The sequence below is a fragment of the Amycolatopsis sp. WAC 01375 genome, assembly GCF_003947325.1.
Taxonomy (GTDB): domain Bacteria; phylum Actinomycetota; class Actinomycetes; order Mycobacteriales; family Pseudonocardiaceae; genus Amycolatopsis.
Map to the genome: position 1 here is coordinate 128,704 of NZ_QHHW01000018.1, position 25,272 is coordinate 153,975.

Annotated in this window: 19 protein-coding genes; 18 read left to right on the forward strand and 1 reads right to left on the reverse strand. The window is 69.2% G+C overall.

Annotated elements, in window-relative coordinates:
• Positions 1 to 31: 31 nt before the first annotated feature.
• The 18 genes from DL991_RS09005 to DL991_RS09090 all read left to right on the forward strand — a co-directional run bounded on the left by DL991_RS09005 (position 32) and on the right by DL991_RS09090 (position 24,841).
• Complete coding sequence (locus DL991_RS09005) at positions 32 to 1,345, forward strand: sugar ABC transporter substrate-binding protein (protein ID WP_125782879.1); 1,314 nt, start codon at positions 32 to 34, stop codon at positions 1,343 to 1,345.
• Complete coding sequence (locus DL991_RS09010) at positions 1,345 to 2,301, forward strand: carbohydrate ABC transporter permease (RefSeq protein WP_125782881.1); 957 nt, start codon at positions 1,345 to 1,347, stop codon at positions 2,299 to 2,301. Before DL991_RS09005 ends, DL991_RS09010 begins: the two co-directional genes overlap by 1 nt.
• Positions 2,294 to 3,133 carry a carbohydrate ABC transporter permease gene (locus DL991_RS09015; RefSeq protein ID WP_125782883.1) on the forward strand — a complete coding sequence of 280 codons (840 nt, stop codon included), beginning with the start codon at positions 2,294 to 2,296 and terminating at the stop codon, positions 3,131 to 3,133. Before DL991_RS09010 ends, DL991_RS09015 begins: the two co-directional genes overlap by 8 nt.
• 32 nt (positions 3,134 to 3,165) lie before the next feature.
• Positions 3,166 to 4,503 (forward strand): GH1 family beta-glucosidase, encoded by a 1,338-nt coding sequence (locus tag DL991_RS09020; RefSeq protein WP_125782885.1) that lies wholly within the window; start codon positions 3,166 to 3,168, stop codon positions 4,501 to 4,503.
• A gap of 319 nt (positions 4,504 to 4,822) precedes the next feature.
• Positions 4,823 to 6,298, forward strand: a complete 1,476-nt coding sequence (locus DL991_RS09025; protein WP_125782887.1) for an amidohydrolase family protein — start codon at positions 4,823 to 4,825, stop codon at positions 6,296 to 6,298.
• Positions 6,295 to 7,437, forward strand: a complete 1,143-nt coding sequence (locus tag DL991_RS09030; RefSeq protein WP_125782889.1) for a M20 family metallopeptidase — start codon at positions 6,295 to 6,297, stop codon at positions 7,435 to 7,437. The genes DL991_RS09025 and DL991_RS09030 overlap by 4 nt, the downstream gene beginning before the upstream one ends.
• Positions 7,438 to 7,468: 31 nt before the next feature.
• The gene (locus DL991_RS09035) at positions 7,469 to 8,353 is read left to right on the forward strand and encodes a GNAT family N-acetyltransferase (protein WP_125782891.1); all 885 of its coding nucleotides are present in this window, start codon (positions 7,469 to 7,471) and stop codon (positions 8,351 to 8,353) included.
• A complete protein-coding gene (gene menC / locus DL991_RS09040; protein ID WP_125782893.1) occupies positions 8,350 to 9,456 on the forward strand; it encodes an o-succinylbenzoate synthase in 1,107 nt (368 codons plus the stop codon). The genes DL991_RS09035 and menC overlap by 4 nt, the downstream gene beginning before the upstream one ends.
• Positions 9,457 to 9,532: 76 nt before the next feature.
• Complete coding sequence (locus tag DL991_RS09045; protein ID WP_125782895.1) at positions 9,533 to 11,203, forward strand: CdaR family transcriptional regulator; 1,671 nt, start codon at positions 9,533 to 9,535, stop codon at positions 11,201 to 11,203.
• A gap of 141 nt (positions 11,204 to 11,344) precedes the next feature.
• Positions 11,345 to 12,613 (forward strand): MFS transporter, encoded by a 1,269-nt coding sequence (locus tag DL991_RS09050; protein ID WP_125782897.1) that lies wholly within the window; start codon positions 11,345 to 11,347, stop codon positions 12,611 to 12,613.
• 93 nt (positions 12,614 to 12,706) lie between these two features.
• Positions 12,707 to 13,618, forward strand: coding sequence for a serine hydrolase (locus DL991_RS09055; RefSeq protein ID WP_125782899.1), 912 nt, complete (start codon positions 12,707 to 12,709; stop codon positions 13,616 to 13,618).
• A gap of 121 nt (positions 13,619 to 13,739) precedes the next feature.
• Entirely contained in the window at positions 13,740 to 15,128 is a 1,389-nt protein-coding gene (locus tag DL991_RS09060) for a serine hydrolase (RefSeq protein ID WP_125782901.1), read from the forward strand.
• Positions 15,125 to 16,012, forward strand: coding sequence for a serine hydrolase (locus DL991_RS09065; RefSeq protein WP_125782903.1), 888 nt, complete (start codon positions 15,125 to 15,127; stop codon positions 16,010 to 16,012). Before DL991_RS09060 ends, DL991_RS09065 begins: the two co-directional genes overlap by 4 nt.
• Before the next feature lie 24 nt (positions 16,013 to 16,036).
• Positions 16,037 to 17,635, forward strand: a complete 1,599-nt coding sequence (locus DL991_RS09070; protein ID WP_125782905.1) for an ABC transporter substrate-binding protein — start codon at positions 16,037 to 16,039, stop codon at positions 17,633 to 17,635.
• Entirely contained in the window at positions 17,635 to 18,615 is a 981-nt protein-coding gene (locus DL991_RS09075) for an ABC transporter permease (RefSeq protein ID WP_125782907.1), read from the forward strand. Before DL991_RS09070 ends, DL991_RS09075 begins: the two co-directional genes overlap by 1 nt.
• A gap of 15 nt (positions 18,616 to 18,630) precedes the next feature.
• Entirely contained in the window at positions 18,631 to 20,529 is a 1,899-nt protein-coding gene (locus tag DL991_RS09080) for a dipeptide/oligopeptide/nickel ABC transporter permease/ATP-binding protein (RefSeq protein WP_125783109.1), read from the forward strand.
• Positions 20,526 to 21,533, forward strand: coding sequence for an ABC transporter ATP-binding protein (locus tag DL991_RS09085; protein WP_125782909.1), 1,008 nt, complete (start codon positions 20,526 to 20,528; stop codon positions 21,531 to 21,533). Before DL991_RS09080 ends, DL991_RS09085 begins: the two co-directional genes overlap by 4 nt.
• Positions 21,530 to 24,841, forward strand: coding sequence for a serine hydrolase (locus tag DL991_RS09090; protein ID WP_125782911.1), 3,312 nt, complete (start codon positions 21,530 to 21,532; stop codon positions 24,839 to 24,841). Before DL991_RS09085 ends, DL991_RS09090 begins: the two co-directional genes overlap by 4 nt.
• Here the strand turns inward: DL991_RS09090 and DL991_RS09095 are convergent.
• The gene (locus DL991_RS09095) at positions 24,838 to 25,032 is read right to left on the reverse strand and encodes a hypothetical protein (protein WP_125782913.1); all 195 of its coding nucleotides are present in this window, start codon (positions 25,030 to 25,032) and stop codon (positions 24,838 to 24,840) included. The genes DL991_RS09090 and DL991_RS09095 overlap by 4 nt on opposite strands.
• Between the last annotated feature and the right edge of the window lie 240 nt (positions 25,033 to 25,272).

A 25,272-nucleotide genomic window follows, 5' to 3' on the forward strand; every position in this document is an offset into this window, starting at 1 on the left:
GCGGCTTGGCCACTCACCCCGAGGACCATCGATGCGAATCGGAAAGATCGCTCCCGCGCTCGTCCTGGCGCTGGCGGCCGCCGCCACGACGGCATGCGGCGGCGGCGACACGTCGTCCAGTGCTCCCAAGGAGCTCGTGTACTGGGCGTCCAACCAGGGCACCAGTCTCGACAACGACAAGGCAGTCCTGCGGCCCGAACTCGACAAGTTCGAGAAGGCCTCCGGGATCAAGGTCAAGCTCGAGGTCGTCCCGTGGACGGATCTGCTCAACCGGATCCTCGCCGCCACCACCTCCGGCAAGGGACCGGACGTGCTCAACATCGGCAACACCTGGTCGGCCTCGTTGCAGGCGACCGGGGCGTTCCTGCCGTTCGACGACGCCGCGCTGGAGAAGGTCGGCGGCAAGGCGCGGTTCCTCGGCCCGTCGCTGGCGGCCACCGGGGCGAGCGGTCAACCGCCGGTCGGCGTACCGCTCTACGGCCAGGCGTACGGCCTGTATTACAACAAGAAGCTCTTCGCCGAGGCCGGGATCACCAAGCCGCCCGCCACCTGGGAGGAACTCGTCGAGGACGGCAAGAAGCTCACCAAACCCGACAAGGGGCAGTGGGGGCTCTCGCTCCAGGCGGGTCAGGTCACCGAGAACAGCCACCATGCGGCGATCCTCGGCGCCCAGCAGGGCGCCCAGTTCTTCACCCCGGAGGGCAAACCTCAGTTGGCTTCGGATCCGTCGGTCGCGGCGGTGCGGCAGTTCGTCGACCTGATGCAGAAGGACAAGATCGTCAATCCGGCCAACGCCGAGTACGCCGACACCGCCAAATCCCTCAAGGATCTGTCGGACGGCAAAGCCGCGATGTTCATGAACCAGGCCTCCGCGGGTTCGTTCAAGAACATCGGGATGGACATGGCGAACCTCGGTGTAGCGCCGATCCCGCTGCCCGCCGCCGCGCCGCCGAACGGCCGGAAAGTGACCAGCTTCGTCGCGGGCATCAACATGGCGGTCTTCAAGAACACCAAGAATCCGGACGCCGCGCTGGACTTCGTGAAGTTCATGGTCTCGGCGGAGGAACAGGCGTTGCTCAACAAGACCTACGGTTCGCTGCCGACCGTCCAGGACGCTTACGGCGACGCGGCCTTCCAGACCGAGGACGTCAAGGTCTTCCAGAACGTGCTCGCGAATTCGGCCGAGCCGATGCCACAGGTTCCGCAGGAGTCCCAGTTCGAGACCCTGATCGGCACCGCGATGAAGGCGATGTTCGCCGACGTCGCCGCGGGAAAGCCGGTGGACGGAGCCAAGATCCGGGACCAGCTGAACCAGGCGGACCAGCAGATCGCGGCCGGTAGTTGATGCCGACCGCTCTCGACAACGCCCCGGCCGTGAAGGCGGCCGGGGCGCCCGGACCCCATCGCGTCCGGCGCAAACGGCGCCGGGTCGCGCTGCCGTATCTGCTCCTGCTGCCCGCGATCCTGCTCGAACTGCTCGTCCACGTGATCCCGATGATCGCCGGGCTCGTGATGAGCTTCTTCAAACTGACGCAGTTCTCCATCAGGGACTTCTCGTCCGCCCCGGCGGCGGGACTGGACAACTACAAGTTCGTCCTCGACTTCAACTCCGCGGCGGGGAAGTCGCTGCTCGGTTCGTTCTGGATCAGCGTCCTCTACACCGTCCTCTCGGTCGGGTTCTGCTGGCTCTTCGGCACCTCGGCCGCCGTGCTGATGCAGAAGAACTTCCGCGGACGTGGCTTGCTCCGGACGCTGTTCCTGGTGCCGTACGCGCTGCCGATGTACGCCGCCGTGATCACCTGGTCGTTCATGTTCCAGAAGGACACCGGCCTGGTGAACGACCTGCTGGGCACGGATTCGTTCTGGCTCATCGGGGACAACAGCTTCTGGTCGCTGGTGGTGGTGTCGGTCTGGCGGAACTGGCCGTTCGCCTTCCTGATCGTGATGGCCGGGCTGCAGAACATCCCCGGCGAACTGTACGAAGCGGCGGCCATCGACGGCGCGGGCTGGTGGCGCCAGTTCCAGTCGATCACCCAGCCGATGCTGCGGCCGGTCAACCAGGTGCTCCTGCTGGTGTTGTTCCTGTGGACCTTCAACGACTTCAACACGCCGTATGTCCTTTTCGGAGCGTCCGCACCGAAGGAGGCGTCGCTGATCTCGATCCACATCTACCAGAGTTCCTTCGTGACCTGGAACTTCGGCCTCGGCTCGGCGATGTCGGTGCTGTTGCTGCTGTTCCTGCTGATCGTCAGCACCGTCTACTTGGGACTGACCGCGCGGAGGAGGAACGCCGTTGTCTGAGCCTCGCTGGGTCCCTTGGGCCCGCCGATTCGTCCTCGGCTTCCTCGCCTTGTTCACCCTCGTTCCGTTGTACGCGATGGTTTCGTCGTCGCTGAAACCGCTCGGGGACGTGCAAGGCAAGTGGGAGTGGCTTCCGACGACGTTGACCATCCAGCCGTTCTTCGACATCTGGGAGACCATCCCGCTCGCCGAGTACTTCGTGAACAGCCTGATCATCTCCGGATCGGCGGCGATCCTCTCGGTGGTGATCGCGATCTTCGCGGCCTACGCGTTGAGCCGTTTCCGGTTCCGGGGCAAGAACTTCTTCAAGATGACCGTGCTCTCCACGCAGATGTTCCCCGGCATCCTGTTCTTGCTGCCGCTGTTCCTCATCTTCGTCAACATCGGCAACACCACCGGCATCGTCCTGTACGGCTCGCGCCTCGGACTGATCATCACCTACCTGACCTTCTCGCTGCCGTTCGCCATCTGGATGCTCGCCGGCTACATCGACTCGATCCCCAAAGAGCTCGACGAGGCCGCGATGGTCGACGGCACCGGGCCGCTCGGCGCGCTGATCCGGGTGGTCATCCCCGCGGCGATGCCAGGCATCGTGGCGGTGGGGATCTACTCGTTCATGACGGCTTGGGGCGAGGTCCTGTTCGCGTCGGTGATGACCGACTCGGGCACCCGGACCCTCGCCGTCGGACTCCAGGAGTACTCCACCCAGGTCCAGGTGTACTGGAACCAGGTCATGGCCGCGTCCCTGATCGTCTCCGTCCCGGTCGTCGCCGGATTCCTGCTGCTCCAGCGTTATCTCGTCGCCGGGCTCACCGCCGGTGCCGTGAAATGACCCGCCCGTCGCTCCGTACAGAGAGGTCCGCCTTGAATCTGCACCTGCCCGCCGATTTCCTGTGGGGTGCGGCCACCGCCGCGTACCAGGTCGAGGGCGCCGTCGACGCCGACGGCCGCCTCCCGTCCATCTGGGACGACTTCGTCCGGGTCCCGGGTGCCGTCCTGAACGGCGACACCGCCGACGTCGCGTGCGATCACTACCGGCGCTGGCCGGAGGATCTCGCGATCATGAAGGGACTGGGCCTGGACGCGTATCGCTTCTCGGTCGCTTGGCCTCGGGTGATCCCCACCGGCCGGGGCGAGGTCAACGCGCTCGGCCTCGACCATTACGACCGACTGGTCGACGCGTTGCTGGAAGCCGGGATCCGGCCGTTCGTCACGCTGTTCCACTGGGATCTGCCCTCGGCGTTGCAGTCGGACGGCGGCTGGCCCGAACGCGACACGGCGTACGCCTACGCGGATTACGCGGCGGTCGTGGCGGCTCGGCTGGGTGACCGGGTGAAGGACTGGAACACCGTCAACGAGCCGCTGTGCTCGGCCTGGCTCGGCTACCTCGAAGGCCGGTTCGCCCCCGGGATCAAGGATCTCGAACAGGCGATCCACGCGTCGCACCATCTTCTGCTCGCGCACGGTCTCGGGGTGCAGGCGATCACCGCGAACGCCGCCCTGCCCGCCAACGTAGGCCTGGTGGTCAACCTCAGCGGGATCGAGCCCGCGTCGGATTCCACCGCGGACGTCGAGGCGGCGGCGCGGATGGACGGGCACGTCAACCGCTGGTGGCTCGACCCCTCGAACGGGCGTGGCTACCCGGCGGACATGATCGAGGTCTACGGCGTCGAACCGCCCGTGCTCGGGGACGACCTCGAGGTGATCTCGGCCCCGGTCGGTTTCCACGGGCTGAACTACTACTTCCGCCAGATCGTCGAGGACGACCCGGACGGTCCGGCGCCCCGCGCGCGGCAGGTGCCGGTCGAGGGAGCCGCCACCACCGCGATGGGCTGGGAGATCCACGGGCAGGGCCTCGCGGATCTGATCCACCGGCTCGCCAACGAGTACGGCGCCCGCGCCATCTACGTCACCGAGAGCGGGGCCGCCTTCGACGACAAGGTCGCCGAGGACGGTTCGATCGACGACGCCGACCGCATCGCCTACCTGGAAGAACATCTCGGGGCCGTGGCGGGCGCGGGCGAAGCGGGCGCGCCGGTGAAGGGGTACTTCGCCTGGTCGTTGCTCGACAACTTCGAATGGGACAGCGGGCTGAGCAAACGGTTCGGGCTCGTCCGGGTCGACTACGACACCCAGGTCCGCACGGTCAAGGCGAGCGGCCACCGGTACGCGGAGATCATCGCCGAACACCGGAACCGCTAGCCGGGCCAGTCCTGGCGGACACGCAAAGGCGATCTCGCGTGACCGCTACCGAGCCGAAGGTTGCGTGTCGGTGGCTCGTAAGGTGCGCCCGATGCGGCATTGGAGGCGCTGAGTGTCCCCAATGCCACATTGGGCGCACCCTGGGCCACCGACCGCTCGGTGCCGCCTGGAATACCGTCCGCCTCACAGCGCAGGGATCACTCGTCGGGGTTCGTGCGGGCGGATGGACCGAGGGGGCCGGATTCGTCGCGCGGTACGAACGGACGTCCGCCGAAACCTCCTAGGGTCGCCATGAAGAGGCGATCCTAGGAGGCGAAGCATGCGGACAGTCTTGCGTGGCGGTCGTGTCATCGACCCGGCGACGGGCTTCGACGGCACGGCGGACGTGCTGGTGACGGACGGGGTGGTCACCGCCGTGGGGCAGGGCCTGCCTTCGGAAGCGGGCGACACGGAGATCGACGTCACCGGGCTCGTCGTCGGACCGGGTTTCATCGACCTGCACAGCCACGTGCACACCATCGCGGGCCAGCGGCTCCAGGCGATGGACGGCGTGACGACCGCGCTCGACCTCGAAGCCGGGCTGATGCCGATCGAGCGGGCCTACGCCGAGGCCGCCGCGGCGGGACGTCCGCTGCACTACGGGTTCTCCGCGTCCTGGGGTGCGGCGCGGGCGCAGGTACTGGCCGGGATCGAACCGGACGCGAATATCGACAGCGGGCTGGCGGTGCTCGGAAACCCGGCCTGGCAACGGACTTCGTCACCGAAGGAACTGGCGGCCTGGCTGTCCCTTGTGGACGGTGAGCTGGCCGCGGGCGCGCTCGGCGTCGGCGTGCTCCTCGGTTACGCGCCCGACACCGACCCCGCCGAGTTCCTCGCGCTGGCCCGCCTGGCCAAGGAGGCGGGCGCACCGACGTACACCCACGTCCGTGAACTGGTCGAGGTGAACCCGGCGACGCCCATCGACGGTTCGGCGGAGATCGCGATCGTCGCGGCCGAGACCGGGGCCGCGATGCACCACTGTCACGTGAACAGCACGTCCGGCCACCAGATCGAACGCGTGCTCGCGGCGCTCGAAGCGGGCCGTGCGGCCGGCTCGCGGGTGACCGTCGAGGCCTATCCGTACGGGGCGGGCAGCACCGGGATCGGTGCGGCGTTCCTCTCGCCCGAACGGTTGAAGATGAAGGGTCTGTCCCCGTCCAGCGTGATCATGCTGGAGTCGGGGGAGCGCATCGCCGACGAGGGCCGCCTGCTCCAGGTTCGCGCCGAAGACCCTGGCGCGCCGTGCATCCTCGAGTTCCTCGACGAGAGCAGCGTGCACGACCTCGACCTGCTGCGTCAGGCGCTCGCGTTCCCCGACGCCATCGTCGCCAGCGACGCGCTGCCCGTGTACTGGAAGAACGGAACCAGCGAGAGCACCGAATGGCCGTTGCCGCCCGGTGGCGCGACGCATCCGCGCACGTCCGGGACGTACGCGAAGACGCTGCGTTTGATGGTGCGGGAAAGCAAGGCCTGGACCTGGCTGGAGGCGTTCCGGCGCTGCTCCTATCTGCCGGCGCGCGTGCTCGACGAGGTCGCCCCCGGAGCACTGACCAAGGGCAGGCTCGACGTGGGCGCCGACGCGGACATCGTCGTGATCGACCCGAACACCGTCACCGACGCGGCGACCTACTTCGACTCGACCAGGCCGTCGGTCGGCGTCCGGCACCTGTTCGTCTCGGGGGTCCCGGTCGTCACCGACGGGAACCTGCGCACGGACGCCTTCCCCGGCAAGCCGCTGCGCGGTGAGCCGCGATGAGCGACCTGCTCGCCGACATCGAAACCCTGGTCCGCTGCGAGTCGCCGTCCTCGGATCACGAGGCGGTGGCCCGCAGCGCCGAGGTGGTGGCCGGACTGGGCCGACGGCTACTCGGCGCGGAACCGGAGTGGATCGTCGTGGACGGCGTCACCCATCTGCGCTGGCGTTTCGGCGACGGGCCGACCCGGGTCCTCTTGCTCGGTCATCACGACACGGTGTGGCCGCACGGTTCGCTGGAGACGCATCCGTTTTCCATCCGGGACGGTGTATTGCGCGGCCCCGGATGCTTCGACATGAAGGCGGGCGTGGTGATGGCGCTGCACGCCGCCGCGATCGTGCCCGACCGCGACGGACTGTCCATTCTGGTCACGGGCGACGAGGAGATCGGCTCGCCGTCGTCCCGCGCGCTGATCGAGGAGACCGCGGCGGGTTGCGACGCGGCGTTCGTGCTGGAGGCTTCGGCCGACGGCGGCGCGTTGAAATGCCGCCGCAAAGGCGTTTCCCACTATCGGGTCGAGGTGACGGGCCGGGCCGCGCACGCCGGGCTCGAACCGGAGAAGGGGGTCAACGCGGGAATCGAGATCTCCCACCAGATCCTCGCGGTGGCCGCCCTCGCCGATGCCGGATCGGGGACCAGCGTGACACCCACCGTCGTCTCGGCGGGAACGACCGTCAACACCGTTCCCGCCGCCGCGAGTGTGGCCGTCGACGTCCGCGTGTGGAACGAGGCCGAGCAACTCCGCGTCGACAGGGCCATGCGGGACCTCCGTCCGGTACTGGAGAACGCCGTGGTCGGGGTGACCGGCGGGATCAACCGGCCGCCGCTCGAAGCGGGCTCGTCGGCGGGCTTGTTCGCGCTGGCACGGGAACTGGCGGACGATCTCGGTCTCGGGGAACTGAATTCCGCGTCGGTCGGCGGCGCCTCGGACGGCAATTACACCGCGGGGATGGGCGTCCCCACCTTGGACGGCCTCGGCGCCGTCGGCGGCGGGGCACACGCGGATCACGAACACGTCGTCGTCACGGAGCTGCCGCGGCGCACCGCTTTGCTGGCCGCGCTCGTGGAAAACGTGCTCGCGAAGCGGGGTCCGTCCGGTGCGACGAATCCCGCGGGTGAATCTGGTACGGCACGACGGTGACTCCATCGCCGAGCCGGGAAAGGATCGTCCCGTGACGAATCTTGCGACGAACGCGGAAAGCCTGGTCACCCGGGAGGTGCGCGACGAAGCCGTCGCGGCCGCGCGGGCCGCGGCCGCGGCTTCGGGCGTCGAAATCCGCGAACTCACCGAAATCGCCGATCTGGCCGCGGTGGTCGGTCTCTTCGAGTCGATCTGGCAGACCGCGCCCGGCGCCCGGCCGGTGAGCACGGAGTTGCTGCGGGCGATGTCCTCGGCCGGGAACTACGTCGCGGGCGCTTTCGAACACGGCGAACTGCTGGGGGCCTGTTTCGGTTTCTTCGGGAATCCCGGGAAGGCGAGTCTGCACAGCCACATCGCCGGAGTCGCCAAGGCGGGCGCCGGCCGGGGGATCGGGCACGCGCTCAAACTGCACCAGCGCGGCTGGGCGCTGCTCCAGGACGTCTCGGTGATCACCTGGACCTTCGACCCGCTGGTGCGGCGCAACGCCTACTTCAACCTGGGGAAGCTCGGCGCGCGTCCGATCGGGTACCTGCCCGACTTCTACGGTCCGATGGAGGACAGCATCAACGGTTCGGGCGACACCGACCGGTTGATGGTCGGCTGGGAGCTGGCGAGCCCGGCGGTCCGCGCCGCCACTTTCGGTGAGCCGGTCCTGATCGACGCGGAAGCGCTGGGAGCGACGAAGGCACTGTCGGTCGGCTCCGACGGCGGTCCGAGCATCGGCTCCATCGACGCGCCGACCGTCCTCGTCGCCGTCCCGTCCGATATCGAACGGTTGCGCCGCACCGATCCCGGTCGCGGCAACGCGTGGCGTGTCGCCCTGCGCGAAGTCCTCGGTGGACTGATGGCGGACAACGCCGAGGTCGCCGGTTTCGATCGTGCCGGCTGGTACGTGATCTCGAAGGAGCAGTCGTGAAACTCAGCGGTGTGGAACTACGCCGGGTCCGGATGCCGCTCGTGGCCCCGTTCCGGACGTCGTTCGGAACGCAGGCCGAACGGGAACTGCTGCTCGTCCGCGCGGTGACCCCGGCGGGCGAGGGCTGGGGCGAATGTGTGGCGATGGAGGCGCCGCTTTACTCGTCGGAGTACAACGACGCCGCCGAGCACGTGCTGCGCAATCACTTGATCCCGGCTTTGCTGGCGGCCGAGGACGTGACCGCGTACAAGGTGACGCCCCTGTTGGCGAAGTTCAAGGGCCACCGGATGGCGAAGGGGGCGCTGGAGATGGCGGTCCTCGACGCCGAACTCCGTGCGCACGACCGGTCGTTCGCGGCCGAACTGGGGTCCACTCGCGACTCCGTGGCCTGTGGGGTCTCGGTCGGGATCATGGACTCGATCCCGCAGCTGCTCGACGTCGTCGGCGGCTACCTCGACGAGGGCTACGTCCGGATCAAGCTCAAGATCGAACCCGGCTGGGACGTCGAACCGGTCTGCCGGGTGCGGGAACGCTTCGGTGACGACGTGCTGCTGCAGGTCGACGCGAACACCGCGTACACCCTGGGCGACGCGCCCCTGCTCGCCCGGCTCGACCCGTTCGACCTGCTGCTGATCGAGCAGCCGCTCGAAGAAGAGGACGTGCTCGGCCACGCCGAGCTGGCGAAACGCATCCGGACCCCGATCTGTCTCGACGAGTCGATCGTCTCCGCCAGGGCGGCGGCGGACGCGATCAAGCTCGGCGCCTGCCAGATCGTCAACATCAAACCGGGCCGCGTCGGCGGCTACCTCGAAGCCCGCCGTGTGCACGACGTGTGCGCGGCGCACGGGATCGCGGTGTGGTGCGGCGGGATGATCGAGACCGGCCTCGGGCGGGCGGCCAACGTCGCGCTGGCCTCGCTGCCCGGCTTCACGCTGCCGGGTGACACCTCGGCGTCCGGCCGGTTCTACCGCACCGACATCACCGAGCCGTTCGTGCTCGAGGCCGGGCAGCTGCCGGTGCCGACCGGTCCCGGCCTCGGCGTGACTCCGATTCCTGAGCTGCTGGACGAGGTCACCGTGGAGAAAGCGTGGATCGGTTCGTAGCGTTCTACGAATTCCGGGGTTAGATTTGGTCGGCTCGGACCAATCGGTTCGGCGAGACCGGGTTTAACTTCGGGGGGTGCTGACACCGGTGCCCAGCAAGCCGCATACGAGTTTGGGGCGCGTCCTCGAAGACCTCGGGGACGTGCTCCTGGAGCCGGTCGCGGTCGGCCGGACCACCCGCAGGCACCTCGGCGGGGTGGTCATCCACGATCCGCACGACGAATCCGACATCCCTGGCGGAGCCGTCGTGCTCGGCGTCGGGGTGCGGGAGCAGGACGAGGTCGTCCGCCTTTTGCACGACGTGGGTGCGAGGGGTGCGGCGGCGCTCGTCGTCCGGTCTCCCGTCACCCCGGCGCCGGAACTCCGGCGTGCCGCGGAGTCGTCCGGCGTCGCCCTGCTCGGGCTGGCGCGCGGCGCGTCCTGGGCCCAGCTCGCCGCCATGCTCAGGACCTTGCTCGCCGAAGAGGACGTCGGCGAGGTATCGCCGCAGACGCTCGGCGGAATGCCGTCGGGCGATCTGTTCGCACTGGCCAACGCGATCGCCGCGCTCATCGACGCGCCGGTGACCATCGAGGATCGCAACAACCGGATCCTCGCCTTCTCCGGACGCCAGGACGAGGCGGACCCGTCCCGGGTGGAAACGATCCTCGGCAGGCAGGTGCCGGAGCGGTTCGCCCGCAACCTGGAACGGGACGGCATCTTCGAGAAGCTGTACCGCGACCAGGCGCCCGTGTACGTCGACCCGGAACGCTATGACGCCCACGAGATCGTGATCCCCCGCGTGGCGCTCGCCGTCCGCGCGGGTGACGAGGTGCTCGGGTCGATCTGGGCGGCGGTGCGGGAACCGCTCAGTGACGAGCGGACCCAGGCGCTGATCGACGCCGCGAAGCTCGTCGCGTTGCACATGCTCCGGCTGCGCGCGGGTGCCGACGTCGAACGGCGGCTGCGCGCGGATCTGGTGAGCACGGCACTCGAAGGCGGCGCCGGGGCTCCGGAGGCCATCGCCCGGCTGGGCTTGCTCGGCCAGCCGTCGATCGTGCTCGCCATGGGCCTGCTCGGTTCGCCCGCGCTCGAGGACGATCTCCGTCTGGTCGCGGACCGCCAGCGGGTCGCCGACGCACTGGCCATGCACCTGAGCGCCGTCCAGCCCCGCTCGGCCGTCGCGCTCGTCGGCGACGTCGCCTACGGCATCGTGCCGATGCCCGGCGGCCACTCCGACTGTCAGGAACGTTCGGTGCGGGTCGCCTCGACGTTCCTGGAACGCACCGGACGCCGCGCGGCGGCCGCGATCGGCATCGGGCCGCTCGCGCTCGACGCCTCCGGACTCCACGCCTCCCGTGACGGCGCCGACCGGGCGTTGCGCGTGCTGCTGAGCAACGGTGGAGCCAAACGCGTCGCGACCGCCGACGACGTCCACGTCGACGCGCTCATGCTGGATCTGGCCGACCTCGCCGCGGCCAGGGGAGACGTCGCGACAGGACCTGTCGCGCGCCTGCTCGCCTACGACGCCCAGCACCAGTCACAACTGGTGCACACCCTGCGTTGCTGGCTGGACGCCTTCGGGGACATCGGCGCCGCGTCCGCCTCGGCCTACGTCCATCCGAACACCTTCCGCTACCGGTTACGCCGGCTCGCCGAAGTCGGCGAGATCGACCTCGACGACGCGGGGGAGCGGTTCGCCGCGATGCTGCAACTGCGGCTGCTGCCCCACGACGCGAGGACCGGGCCGCCCGGCATCGAAGACTGACGTTGGTCTGACCGCCCCGAAACGACGGCCGATGTTCGTGTGATCGCACGAACTCCGCCCGCCGGACGCGTTTCAGAATGAGTGATCGGCGCCACGCTCGCGCCGTTCTCCTTCTCTCCCAAAGTTTCCCGCGGAGGCGCCATGACGGCAGTGGTCAACGAGGACACCTGGACAGCGCGGCGGATCAACCGGACGGCGCTCATCACCATGGTGGTGATGGTGTTCGCCTGGGCGGTCGACTACATCGACCGCTTCTCGATCGGGATGGCGCTGCCGATGATCGGCGCCGAATTCGAGCTCAGCAAGACCGAACAGGGCTGGCTCGTCACCGTGTTCGCGCTCGTCTACATGGTCTGCCAGATCCCGGCGGGATTCCTCGCCGACCGGTACGGCTCGCGGGGGCCGATGCTGGTCACGCTGCTGCTCTGGTCGGCGTTCACCGCGATGACCGGGATGGCGGGCACCTTCGGCATGCTGCTCGTCGTCCGCGGCCTTTTCGGTGTGTGCCAAGGGCTTTTCCCGGCGGCCTCGTTCAAGGCGATCGCCGAACGGACCACCCCCGGCAACCGCGCGACGGTGACCGGCGTGATGTTGTCCGCCGGCGGGATCGGCGCCGGGCTGGCGCCGCTGATCGTCGGCCCGCTGCTGATGGCGATCGGCTGGCGGCACACGTTCTTCTGGATGGCGGGGATCGGCGCGATCATCGGGGTGATCGTGTGGACGATGCTGCCCAAGGCACTGCCCGAGGCACTGAGCAGCCTTCCGCGCGACGAGGTGAAAACCCCCGAGGTATCCCGCAAACAGGTGCTGAAGTCGCCGGTGATCTGGAAGTTCACCCTGCTGTTCTGCGTCACCAACATGCTCAACTACGGGATGATCACCTGGGTGCCCAGCTACCTGCTGGAGTCGAGGGGTCTGTCGCTGAGTCAGACCGGGGTTCTGGCCGCGATCCCGATGCTGGTCAGCATCGGGACGACCATCCTCGGCGGCTGGCTGTTCGACCGGTACTTCCACGATCACGGCCGCTGGTACCTCGGTTCGATCGCGCTGGTGACCGTGGTGCTGCTGACCTTGATGGTGAACGCGGACAGCACGGCGGAGTTCACCGTCTACGAGACGCTCGCCCTCGCCGTCTTCGGCATGGCGACGATGGCCGTCTTCGGCCTACCGCTGCGGGTGCTCCCCACCGCGGTCACCGGGATCGGCATGGGAGTGATGAACTTCGGCGGCCAGGTGGCAGGCGCGGTCGCGCCGGTGGCGATGGGCTGGCTCGCCGACACCTTCTCCTACACCGCCGCGTTCGGTTTCCTCATCGGCACCACCTTCCTCACCGCCGTGATGGCGTTCTGGGTGCCGCAGAACCCGGGGCAGTTCTCGTTCGCACCGGCGAGTCCCAGCTCGGCGTCGTGAGTGGCGATTCGGGTTCTAACCCGAATCGCCACTCACGACCACCTGTACCGAACCCCAACGTGGCCCTCTCCCTCCAAAGTAGACAGGAGCCCCATGCCCACCGCGTCCGAAGTCATCGAAACGATCAACGACCGCGCGAAGGAGGTCGGTGTCCGAGTCCGGCTGCACGCGGCCGAAGTCGACGGCACCCGGCGGATCGGCGTCGATGAGCACACCCCCGTCGTGACGGCGTCGGTCTTCAAGGTCCCGATCGCCCTGGAGCTGGCGAGGCAGGCCGCCGAGGGCGGGCTCGACCTCGGTGAGCGGATCGCCGTCCCGCCGGGGCATCCGACTCCGAGCCCGTACGGCCTGGCCACCTTCCGGCACGAGATCACGATGTCGTGGTACGACCTCGCGATCCTGATGATCGGGATCAGCGACAACGTCGCGACCGACCTGATCCTCGACCGGGTCGGGAAGGAATCGACGGAAAAGTCGTTGCGGCGACTCGGTTTCGAGCAGACCACCGTGCCGCAGGACTGCGGGGAGGTGCTCGGCGGTATCGGGGAGGATCTCGGGATCTCCTACGAGGACGACGAAAGGCTGCTGGCGGATCTCCCGATGGAGCGGATCGCCGCGTTGCGCGCCCTGCGCCCGGAGCACACCTGCGCCACGACCGCCGAAGAGATCACCCGGCTGCTCGCGCTGATCTGGCGGGACGAGGCGGCCGCGCCGGTCGCGTGCGCGGACGTCCGGCGCTGGATGGAACTCCAGGTGTGGCCGCACCGGCTGCGGTCCGGGTTCCCGGACGACGGGATCCGCGTCAGCGGCAAGACCGGGACCCTGCCCTCGGTGCGCAACGAGGTCGGCGTGGTCGAGTACCCGGATGGCGGCCGTTACGCGGTAGGGATTTTCACCGAAGCGGTCGACGGGCGGTCGAGGGTGCCGGAGCGGGACGCGTTCATCGGGTTCGCCGCCGCGCAGGCCGTCGAATGGCTCAGGCTTCCCGAGGCCGGGAGCGAATGATTCGTCCGCCCGGATGAATTTTCCCGTCGCTCTCGTCGTTCCGCACGAACCGGTGACGCCTGTCACCGTCCTAGCATTCCGGGAACCGCCGGACCGCCCTTTCCACGGACAAGAGGTGCGCATGTCGAAACTTTCCGAAATCGAGACCTGGCTCGCGGAGAACTTTTCCGCCCTGTTGGAGAAGCATCAGGTGCCCGGCGCGGCCGTCGCGGTCTTCGCGGGCGGAGAGGTGATCGACCACGCGGCAGGTGTGCTGAACAAGAACATCGGGGTCGAGTCCACAGTGGACTCCGTCTTCCAGATCGGATCGATCACCAAGGTGTGGACGACCACCCTGGCGATGCAGCTCGTCGACGAGGGCAGGCTGGATCTCGACAAGCCGGTCCGTGACTACCTTCCCGAGTTCACCCTCGCGGACGACGACGCGGCGTCGCGGATCACCGTACGACAGCTGACCTGCCACACCTCCGGCTTCGAGGGCGACATCTTCACCGACACCGGGCAGGGCGACGACTGCGTCGCCAAGCTCGTGGCCACGCTCTCCGACGTGCCCCAGTTGTTCCCGCCGGGGGAGATGTTCTCCTACAACAACGCCGGGTACTGCGTGCTCGGCAGGATCGTCGAGGTCCTGCGCGGCAAGTCCTACGACGACTGCCTGCGTGACCACCTGTTCGTCCCGCTCGGCTTGACCCACGCCGCGGCCGGACCGTACGACGCGATCCGGTATCGCGCCGCGATCGGCCACGTCCAGCCGTCGCCGGACGAGGAGCCGGTGGCCGCACCCGTCTGGGCACTGACACGGTCGAACGTCCCGGCGGGTTCGCATCTCGCGATGCGCCCGCGCGACCTGCTGACCTTCGTGCGCATGCACCTCAACGAGGGCCGTGCCGACGACGGCACCCAGGTGCTCAAGCCGGAAACCGCGCGCGCCATGTGGGAACGCCAGGTCGAACTGCCCTACCTCGGCCTGATGGGCGGCGCGTGGGGGCTCGGCTGGATGATCTTCGACTGGGACGGCGGCCCCGTGATCGGCCACGACGGCGGCACCATCGGCCAGTCCGCGTTCCTCCGGGTGGTGCCGGGCAGCAATGTCGCGGTGGCGCTGCTGACCAACGGCGGCAAACCGCTGCACCTCTACCGGGACGTCTTCGGGAAGGTGCTGGGCGAGCTGGCGGGCGTCGAGGTCCCGCCGCTGCCGGAGCCCAACGCCGCGGAGGCCCCGGCGGATCCGTCGCGCTATGTGGGCGAGTACTCGTCGCAGGTCGCGGACATCGTCGTGAGCCAGGACGAGGACGGTGGCCTGTGGCTGGAACGGACGCCGAAGGGCGTGTTCGCCGACCTCGGTTCCGGGCCGGAGAAGAACCGGCTGCTGGGCTACCAGGGCGACACCCTGGTCGCCGAGCACGGTGAGCTCGGCCTGCACCTCCCGCACGCCTTCGTCGGCGACGACGGCAACGGACGGGCGCTGTACGTCCACACCGGACGGGCGGACCGGCGGGTGAGCCGGTGACCGGAATCGGCGCCGAGATCGAGGCCGTCTTCGCGAACGCGGGGGCGCGCGGATTCGTGCACGCGCGCGAGGTCGGCGTCCCCGATGGTCCCGAAGTCGGCGTCGGCGCCGACGATCCGGTCGTGCTCGCGTCCGTGTTCAAGATCCCGGTGGCGGTCGCCTTCGCCCGTGAGGTGGCCGCCGGACGGCTCGACGATACCGAGCGGACCCGCGTCACCGCGCGGTACCGGATCGGCGGGATCGGCACCGCCGGCTGTGCGGACGACGTCGAGATGAGCTGGCGCGACCTCGCGCATTTCATGTTGACGATGAGCGACAACGCCGCGACCGACGTCGTCTACCACCGGGTCGGGCAGGAAGCGGTGGACCGGGTCCTGACCGACCTCGGACTCACCAGGACCCGGCTGATCGGCTGCTGCGAGGACCTCTTCGCCTCGGTGATCGCCGACCTCGGCGCGAAACCGGACGACGATCTGGAAGCCGTCTTCGCCGCGGCGACGCCGGAACAGCTCTGGAAGCTTTCGGTGCTCGATCCGGAACGCACCACGGCGTCGACCGCGCGCGAGATCACCACGCTGCTCGACGCCATCTGGACCGACCGCGCGGGCGACCCGGCCGCCTGCGAACGCGTGCGGGCGATCATGGCCCAGCAGATCTGGCCGCATCGGATCTCGTCCGGGTTCCCGGCCGGGGTGACGATCGCGGCGAAAACCGGGACGCTGCCCGCCGTCCGCAACGAAGCGGGTGTGGTGACCGATGTGGACGGTCGCCGGTACGCCGTCGCGGTGTTCACCCGCGCCGAATCCCTCGCCGACCGCCTGCCCGCGGTCGATTCCGCCATCGGCGAGGCCGCCCGCCTCGCCGTCGCCCACCTCCGCGCGTAGAGCGTGACCCAGTAGGAGAACCGCATGAAGAAAGCCCGGCTCACCGCCGCGATCACGAGCGTGGTGGCCTTGACCGTGAGCGCGTGCGGGGGGACGTCGCAATCCGGACAGGACCGGACCGCGAACCAGAAACCGGTCGAAGGAAAGACCTTCACCATGGCGATCGGTACCGACCCTGGAGCTCTGGACCCGGCGATGACCGTGCTCTCGGTCGCGCTGGACATCGGCCGCTATCTCTACGACAGCCTGATCAACCTCGACGAGACCGGAAAACCGATCGCGGGGCTCGCCGAGAAATGGGAGGCCAGCACGACTACCGCCTCCTTCACCCTGCGCGGCGGGATCACCTGTGACGACGGCACGCCGCTGACCGCGAGCGATGTGGCGGCGAACATCGGCTTCATCGGCGACCCCGCGAACAAGTCCCCGATGGCCGGACTCGCGATCGCGCCGGGTACCAAGGCGACCGCGGACGACGCGGCCCGGAAGGTCACCGTCACCAGCGGGGCACCGGACGCGTTCCTGCTGCGCAACGTGGGCGGGCTGCCGATCGTCTGCGGCAAGGGTGTCACCGATCGGCAGGCGCTGGCCAAGGGGAAATACGGCACCGGCATGTACACCATGACCGAAATCGTGCCGAACGACCACTACACCCTCACCCGGCGGAAGGACTACGCGTGGGGACCGGGGGAGTGGCAGCGTGAGCAGCCGGGGCTGCCGGAGAAGGTGGTCTTCCGGGTCATCCAGAACACCACGACGGCCGCGAACCTGCTGCTGTCCGGTGAACTCAACAGCGCCAGGATCACCGGTCAGGACCAGCAGCGTCTCCGCGCCCAGAAGCTGTATCACGGCGAACAGGTCGTGCCGATGGGCGAGATGTTCTTCAACCAGGGGCCCGGTCGCCCGGGAGCCGATCTCGCCGTGCGCCGCGCGCTGGTGCAGGCACTCGACCTGCCCCAGATCGGCAAGGTGCTCACCGGTGGTTCCGGGGCGCCCAGCCAGGGAATGGTCACCACCGAACCCAGGGCGTGCACCGGCGACGCGGTGAGCGGGAAGCTTCCCGCGTTCGACGTCGCCGCCGCCAAGGCGGGTCTCGACGCGGCGGGCTGGAAGCCGGGAGCGGACGGCGTGCGGGTGAAGGACGGCAAGCGGCTCGCGCTGACCGCCATCTACGGCACCCAGGTGGGGCCGACGATGGCGCCCTCCGCCGAACTGATGCAGCAGTCGTGGAAGGCCGCCGGCGCGGAGGTCACGCTCAAGGGCCTCGACAGCCCGGGGACCAGCCAGGTGCTGTTCAACACCGGTGAGTGGGACATCTCGCTCGCGCCGGTGACCCTGTTGCTGCCGAGCCAGGCCGTCCCGTTCGTCTCGGGGCCGAAACCGCCGGCCGGCACGAACTTCGCGCATATCGAGAACGAGCGGTACACGGCACAGGCCGCACAGGCGGCGCGGATGCCGGGTGATTCGGGCTGCGCGACCTGGCTTGCCGCGGAGACGGCGCTCATCGAGCGACTGGACGTCGTGCCCTACGTCAACTCGGTCATCCCGACCTTCGGCAGCAACGCGCGGTTCAAGGTCAGTTTCGGCTCGGTCGAGCCGTCGTCGATCCGGATGTACGGCTGATGGCGGTCGCGGTCGCCCCGTCCGGGTTGCGCGGCAGTCCCTGGCTGTCGTTCGCCATGCGTCGCCTCGGCCGGTTCGTGGTCTCGCTGTGGGTCTTGATCACCACGGCGTTCCTGATGATCCAGCTGATCCCCGGCGACCCGGTCCGGGCGGCGCTCGGGCTGACCGCGCCGGTCGAGCTGGTGAACGCGCGACGGGCGGCACTCGGCCTCGACGATCCGCTGTGGCTGCAGTACGTCCACTACCTCGGCGGAGTGGTCACCGGTGACTTCGGGACGTCGATGACGAGCGGGCAGCCGGTCTCCGAGGTGATCGGCGACCGGCTGCCCGCCACCCTCCAGCTGGCCTTGCCCGCTTTCGCGGTGGTGATCGCGGTGGCGATCCCACTGGGCCTCCTGTTCGCCGTGCTGACCCGCGGCGGACGGCGGCGTGGCAGTGAGCTGGCGTTCACCTCGACGACCGTGCTGCTCGCGGCCATCCCGGAGTTCCTGCTCGCGGTCGCGCTGGTCGCGTTCTTCGCGGTCCGGCTCGGCTGGTTCCCGGTGGCCGGGAGCGACGGGGCGGGTTCGCTCGTGCTCCCGGTGATCGCGCTGGCGCTCGGTCCGGCCTCGGTGCTCTCCCGCATCGTCCGGGTGGAGACGCTTTCCGTGCTGGGCCACGACTTCATCCGCACCGCGCGGGCCAAACGGCTACCCGCGCGGCTGGTCTACCTGCGGCACGCGCTGCCGAACGCGCTGACCGCGACGCTGACCATGGGCGGGCTGATGCTGACCGGGATGGTCGCCGGGACGGTGCTGGTGGAGAACGTGTTCGCCTGGCCCGGTCTCGGTTCCACCATCGCGCAGTCGATCCTGCAGAAGGACTATCCGCTGGTGCAGGGCATCGTGCTCGTCTACGGCATCGGGGTCCTGCTGGTGAATCTGACGGTGGACGTGCTGCTGGCCGTCCTCGATCCGCGTTCGACGATCCGGGAGAACTAAGTGGTCACCATCGGAATGGCGAATCGGCGCGGAGCGAAATGGGCCGCGGCCCTGCGCACCCCGGTGGGCGGGTTCGCGGCGGCCCTGTTGCTGGTGGTGATCGCGCTCGCGGTGCTGGCCCCGATCCTGTGGCACGACAACGCCTTCGCGATCGACACGGACGCGATCGGCCAGGGCCCGTCCGCCGCGCATTGGCTGGGTACCGACGACCTCGGCCGCGACATCCTCTTCCGTGTCCTGGTGGCGACCCGGCTTTCGGTGCTGCTGGCGCTGCTCGCGACGGTGATCGGGGTGGTGACCGGACTCGTCCTCGGCACCCTGCCTTCGCTGCTGCCCCGGCCGGCCGCCCGGCTGGTCACCTCGGCGGTGAACATCGCGGTCGCGTTCCCCGGGCTGCTGCTGGTGTTGTTCTTCTCGGTCATCTTCGGGGTCGGGACCCACGGCGCCGTGCTGGCGGTCGGTTTCGCGCTGGCCCCGGCGTTCGCGCGGTTGGCGCAGACGTTGTCGGCTTCCGTGACGGGCCAGGACTTCGTGTCCGCCGCGCGGATCTCCGGCGTCGGCCGGATCCGGTTGCTGGTGCGGCACATCCTGCCCAACATCGGTGAACCGCTGGTGGTGAACGCGACCATCGGTGCGGGTGCCTGTCTGCTGGCGTTCTCCGGGCTGTCGTTCCTCGGCATCGGTGTGCAGGCACCGGATTACGACTGGGGACGGCTGCTCGGCGAAGGGCTCAACGGGATCTACGTCAACCCGGCGGCCGCGCTCGCGCCCGGCGTCGCGGTGGTGCTGGCCGGGCTCGCCTTCAACCTGGTCGGAGAGACCGTGGCAGGCGTGATCGGCGTCCGGACCGGGCTGCGCAAGCTCGCGCCACGGCCGGCCTCCCCGGCACGGGAGTCCTTCGAACGCGACGACGACGCCGTGCTGGTCGTGGAGAACCTCCAGGTGGCGTTCCCGCGTCCGTCGGGCTGGACCGTTCCGGTGCGCGGGGTGAGCTTCACCGTCCGCGCGGGCGAGGCGATCGGCGTCGTCGGTGAGTCGGGTTCGGGGAAGAGCCTGACCGGCCTGGCGGTGTCACGGCTGGTCGAAGCACCGGCCGTGGTCACCGCGGACCGGCTCGAATTCGCCGGGAAACCCCTGCTGACGACGCCGGAACGGGAGTTGCGTGGCCTGCTCGGTACGTCGCTGGCGATGGTGTTCCAAGATCCGATGACCTCCTTCAACCCGACCAGGCGGATCGGCCGCCAGCTGGCCGAGGTCGCCGAACAACATCAGGGACTTCCACGCGCCAAGGCCTTCGAACGCGCCGTGGACCGGTTGCGCGCGGTGCGGATCCCGGCGGCCGAACGGCGTGCGCGGCAGTATCCGCACGAGTTCTCCGGCGGGATGCGGCAGCGCGCGATGATCGGCATGGGCCTGATGGGCGACCCGAAGCTGATCATCGCCGACGAACCGACCACGGCGCTGGACGTCACCGTGCAGCGGCAACTGCTGCGGCTGCTGGCGCGCACCAGGACCGAACGCGACATGGCGATCATCCTGATCAGCCACGACATCGCGGTCGTTTCGCAGACGTGCGAGCGGATGCTGGTCATGTACGCGGGCCGGGTGGTGGAGGACCTGCCGTCGGCCGGGACGCCGCGGCATCCGTACACGCGGGCTCTGCTGGCCGCGACGGTCGACCTCGAGACCGATCGTGACGCGCCGCTCGCGGTGATCCCCGGCCGTCCGCCGGAACCGGATCGCGTGCCCACCGGCTGCGCCTTCGCCGATCGGTGTCCCGCGGTGACCGACCGGTGCCGTCTCGAAGACCCGGTGCTGGAGCGCGTGGAACCCGGGCACCGCGTCGCGTGCTGGTACCCGGCGCCGCTTTCCCGGCCCGCCAAGGAAACCGTGACCGCCGGAGGTGTGGAATGAGTGATCTCGTCTTCGAGACGGTGAGCGTGCGGTACGGCGGAAGGCGTGGACTCACCGCTGTGGACCGGGTCGGGCTGACCGTCCCTTCCGGACAGGTCGTCGGACTCGTCGGCGAATCGGGTTCGGGGAAATCGACGCTGGCCCGTGCCGCGGTCGGGCTCTCGCCGATCAGCGAGGGACGGGTCCTGCTGGACGGCGTCGACGTCCGGAAGCTGCCCCGGCGACCTCCGCTGCAGATGGTGTTCCAGGATCCGTATTCCTCTTTGGATCCACGGATGAGCATCGGGGAGTCGATCACCGAAGCGATTCCGCGTGGCGTGCTTCCCGGTCGCGCGGCGCGCCGGGAGGAGGTGGCCCGGCTACTGGAGCTGGTCAACCTCGATCCCGAACGCGCGGGCCACTTGCCGGGGCAGCTTTCCGGCGGTCAGCGCCAGCGGGTAGCGCTCGCCCGTGCGCTGGCCGGGCGGCCCGACGTGCTGATCGCCGACGAGATCACCTCCGCGCTCGACGTCTCGGTGCAGGGCGCGGTGCTCAACCTCGTCCGGTCCGTGCAACGGCGGCTGGGCCTGTCGATGCTGTTCATCTCGCACAACCTCGCGGTGATCCGCTATCTCAGCGACATCGTCGCCGTGATGTACCTCGGCCGGATCGTCGAAGTCGGCCCTGCCGAGCAGGTGCTCGGCGATCCGCAGCATCCGTACACGCGCGACCTGCTCGCCGCGGCGCCTTCCGCGCACACGTCGCTGTTCGACACCGGCGCGGACGAGGCGACCGCCGACACCGAGCCCGCCGACCCGCACCATCCGCCGTCCGGATGCCGCTACCACACCCGCTGCCCGGTCGGCCCGCTCGTCCGCGCCGACCGAGAACTCTGCCTCCAGGCGGACCCCGCCGACACGGTGCCCATCAAAAACGTGGCACATCGACGTCACTCGGCGGCCTGCCACTTCAGCGAAAACGAGAGCCGCCGGCTCACGATCCCCCGAGGAGCGACCGCATCATGACCCGACGTCTCGGTCTCGACGACCTGTACGGAATCGCCGTCCCCAGCCAGCCTTCGCTGTCGCCGGACGGCGACCGGATCGTCTACGTCCTGCGCACCGCGAACCGCGACGAGGACCGGAACGAACACACGCTCTGGGAGGTCGGCGCGGCCGACGGCGAAGCGCGGCAGCTCACGCGCGGAACCGCCGACCTGGCGCCGATGTGGGCGCCGGACGGCACGCGGATCGCGTTCCTCCGTGCCGAGGACGGCCCGCCGCAGGTGTGGTTCCTGCCGTCGTCGGGCGGTGAGGCCGAACGGATCACCGAACTGCCGCTCGGGGCGGGTGCCCCGGTCTGGAGCCCCGACGGCGGCAAGATCGCGTTCTCGGCCGCGATCGACCTGGCGGGCGGCGATCCCGCGCCGAACGCCCCGGTGGTGGCGGACCGGCTGGACTTCAAGGCCGACGGCGCCGGGCTGATCAAGACCATCCGCAAGCATCTGCACGTCCTCGACGTCGCCACGCGTGAGGTCCGGCAGGTGACCTTCGGTGATTGGCACGCGGGTGATCCCGCCTGGTCACCCGATGGGACGCAGCTGGCCTTCTCGGCCGGACGGGACGCCGACGCGGACCTGACCTTCCGTTCCGGCGCCTATGTTCTCGACGTGACCACGAAGGCCGCCGAACCGCGACTGATCGGCTCCGGCGAGGGCATGGTGGGAACGGTCGCCTGGACCGCGGACGGGAGCGAGCTCCTGGTGGCGGGCCGGGTCGACACCGAAGTCGGCCACATCGGGTTGCTGCGGGTCCCGCTCGACGGTGGCGATCCTGTGGACCTGGCGTCCACTTTGGACCGGAACGTGATGGTCGGCGGCGCCGGCTATCCGGGCGCGTTGCCGAAGCTGACCGCGGACGGCGGGTCCGTGCTGTTCGGTCTCCGCGACCGCGGCTGCACCCATCTGTACCAAGTGGACACCGATGGCGGAAATCCGCGCGCGGTGTTGGCAGGCACGGACCGCGTCGTGTCCGGAATGGACACCGCGAACGGAAGAATCGTGGTGTCCCTTGCCACGGCCACCTCGTTCGGCGAGATCGCCGTCGTCGATCAGGCCACCGGCGCCGTCGACGTGCGGACGAAGCACGGTGTCTCGGTCGCCGAGGTGGAACTCTTCCGCCACGAGGAGCGGGAATTCACCATCGCGGACGGCACCGTCGTCCATGGCTGGCTGTTGCGTGACCCCGCCAGGCCGGAGGCCGCGCCGCTGTTGCTCGACATCCACGGCGGCCCGCACAACGCCTGGAACGGCGCGGCCGACTGGATCCACCTCTACCACCAGGCGCTCGTCGCGCGAGGCTGGGCGGTGCTGCTGCTCAACCCGCGCGGCAGCGACGGCTACGGCGAGGATTTCTACACGGGCGCCGTCGGCGGCTGGGGTGTCGCCGACGCCGCGGACTTCCTCGAACCGCTGGACCACCTGGTCGCCGAAGGGATCGCCGACGCCGACCGGCTCGCCGTGGCGGGGTACAGCTACGGCGGTTTCATGACCTGCTATCTGACCAGCCGCGACAACCGCTTCGCCGCTGCCGTCTCCGGGGGCGTGGTCAGCGACCTGACCAGTATGGAAGGCACCTCCGACGCCGGGCACTACCTGGCCGTCCGCGAGATCGGCGACCGGTCCCGGGGTTACGCGGAGTTCTCGCCGTTCGCCAAGGTCGACCAGGTGCGGACGCCGACCCTGATCATCCAGGGCGCGGAAGACGAGCGCTGCCCGGTCGGCCAGGCCGAGCAGTGGTTCGGCGCGCTGCGTGCGCGTGGCGTCCCGACCCGGCTGGTGTTGTACCCGGGCGCCTCGCATCTGTTCATCCTCGACGGACCGCCCTCGCACCGCGTCGACTTCAACCGGCGCGTGCTCGAATGGGTCGAGCAGTACGCGGCCCCGGCGGACGGGGTGTCTCGTGTGCCGATCGAGGCGGCGCACTGGCAGCGGCGGCTGGCCGAACTCGCGCGCAAGTACCGCGTTCCCGGTGCGGCGCTGGGCATCACGCGGCTCGGGGACGACGCGGAGACCCACGTGTCCCACGGCGTGCTGAACACGGCGACCGGCGTCGAAGTCACCGAAGACTCGGTGTTCCAGATCGGCTCGGTCTCCAAGGTGTGGACCGCGACCGTGGTGATGCGACTGGTCGACGAAGGACTCCTCGACCTGGACGCGCCGATCTCCGACGTCGTCCCCGAACTGAGGTTGGCCGATCCGGACGTCGCCAAACAGGTGACCATGCGGCATCTGCTGACGCACACCAGCGGGATCGACGGAGACGTCTTCACCGACACCGGGCGCGGCGACGACACCCTCGAGCGCTACGTCGAGATCCTCGACCAGGCCGCGCAGAACCATCCGCTCGGCGAGACTTTCTCGTACTGCAACTCGGGTTTCGTGCTCATGGGCCGGGTGATCGAGAAGCTCACCGGGCAGACCTGGGACGCGGCGATGCGGGAGAAACTGTTCACCCCGCTCGGCCTCACCCACACCGTGACGCTGCCCGAGGAAGCACTGATGTTCCGCGCCGCCGTCGGTCACGTCGCCGGTGAGGACGAGGAACCGCGGCCCGCACCGATTTGGGGCCTGCCGAGGAACATGGGCCCGGCCGGCTTGATCACCGCCACCACCAAGGACGTGCTCGGCTTCGCCCGCCTGCACCTGACGGGCGGCCTGACGCCGTCCGGCGAGCGGATCCTGACCACGGCGTCCGTCGCCGCGATGGCCGAAAAGCAGGCCGACATCCCCGACAAGCACTCGCTCGGCGACTCCTGGGGTCTCGGCTGGATCCGCGACGACTGGAGCGGACGGCGGGTCATCGGCCACGACGGCAACACGATCGGACAGTCCGCGTTCCTGCGGCTGCTGCCCGACCAAGGGCTGGCCGTCACCCTGCTCACCAACGGCGGCAACACCCGCGACCTGTTCCAGGAGCTGTACCGCGAGATCTTCGCCGAACTCGCCGACGTGGCGATGCCGCGGCCGCTGGAGCCGCCCGCGACACCGGTCACCGTCGACGGTTCGAGGCACGTCGGTGTCTACGAACGAGCCGGCGTGACGATGGAGGTACTGTCCGAAGGCGACGGACTCCGGCTCCGGCAGACCGCCACCGGACCGCTCGCCGAACTCATGCCGGAGAAGACGCAGGAGTTCGACCTCGTCCCGGTGACCGACTCGCTCTACGTCTGCCGTGAGCCGGGCGCGCGGACCTGGATGCCGGTCACCTTCTACACGCTGCCGACAGGGGAGCCGTACATGCACCACGGAGTGCGTGCGACACCGAAGGTCTAGCTGCGGCGCCGTGCCACGTAACGGATGACCAGAAGCACGATGCAGACGACCGAGACGCCTCCCGCGATCATGCGGAGGGTCCAGTCCATGCCCGCGAACTGTCCGATCGAGTTGGCGGCGGCGCTGACGAGGAGGACGAGCCAGAGGGAAGCGGTGACCATCGTGCCGCCGGCGTTTTTGGTGTCGTTCATGGGAAAGACGTTATGGAACGGCGGGCCGGGCGAACAGGGGAGTGACCCCCGTCGCGGGGTGGTGCTGGCGCTACCCCGCCACCGGTCCGTGAAGGCCTCCTTGGGGCACCGCATTTGCTTACCCACTACTCGGGGCTCGCGCTCTGAGATCCCCTTGGTCGACGTGTGGCCTTAGGCGTGACACGCGTGATTGGGTGGCGATCACGCGTGATTGGACGCGGAACTCGCGTGATTGGAAGC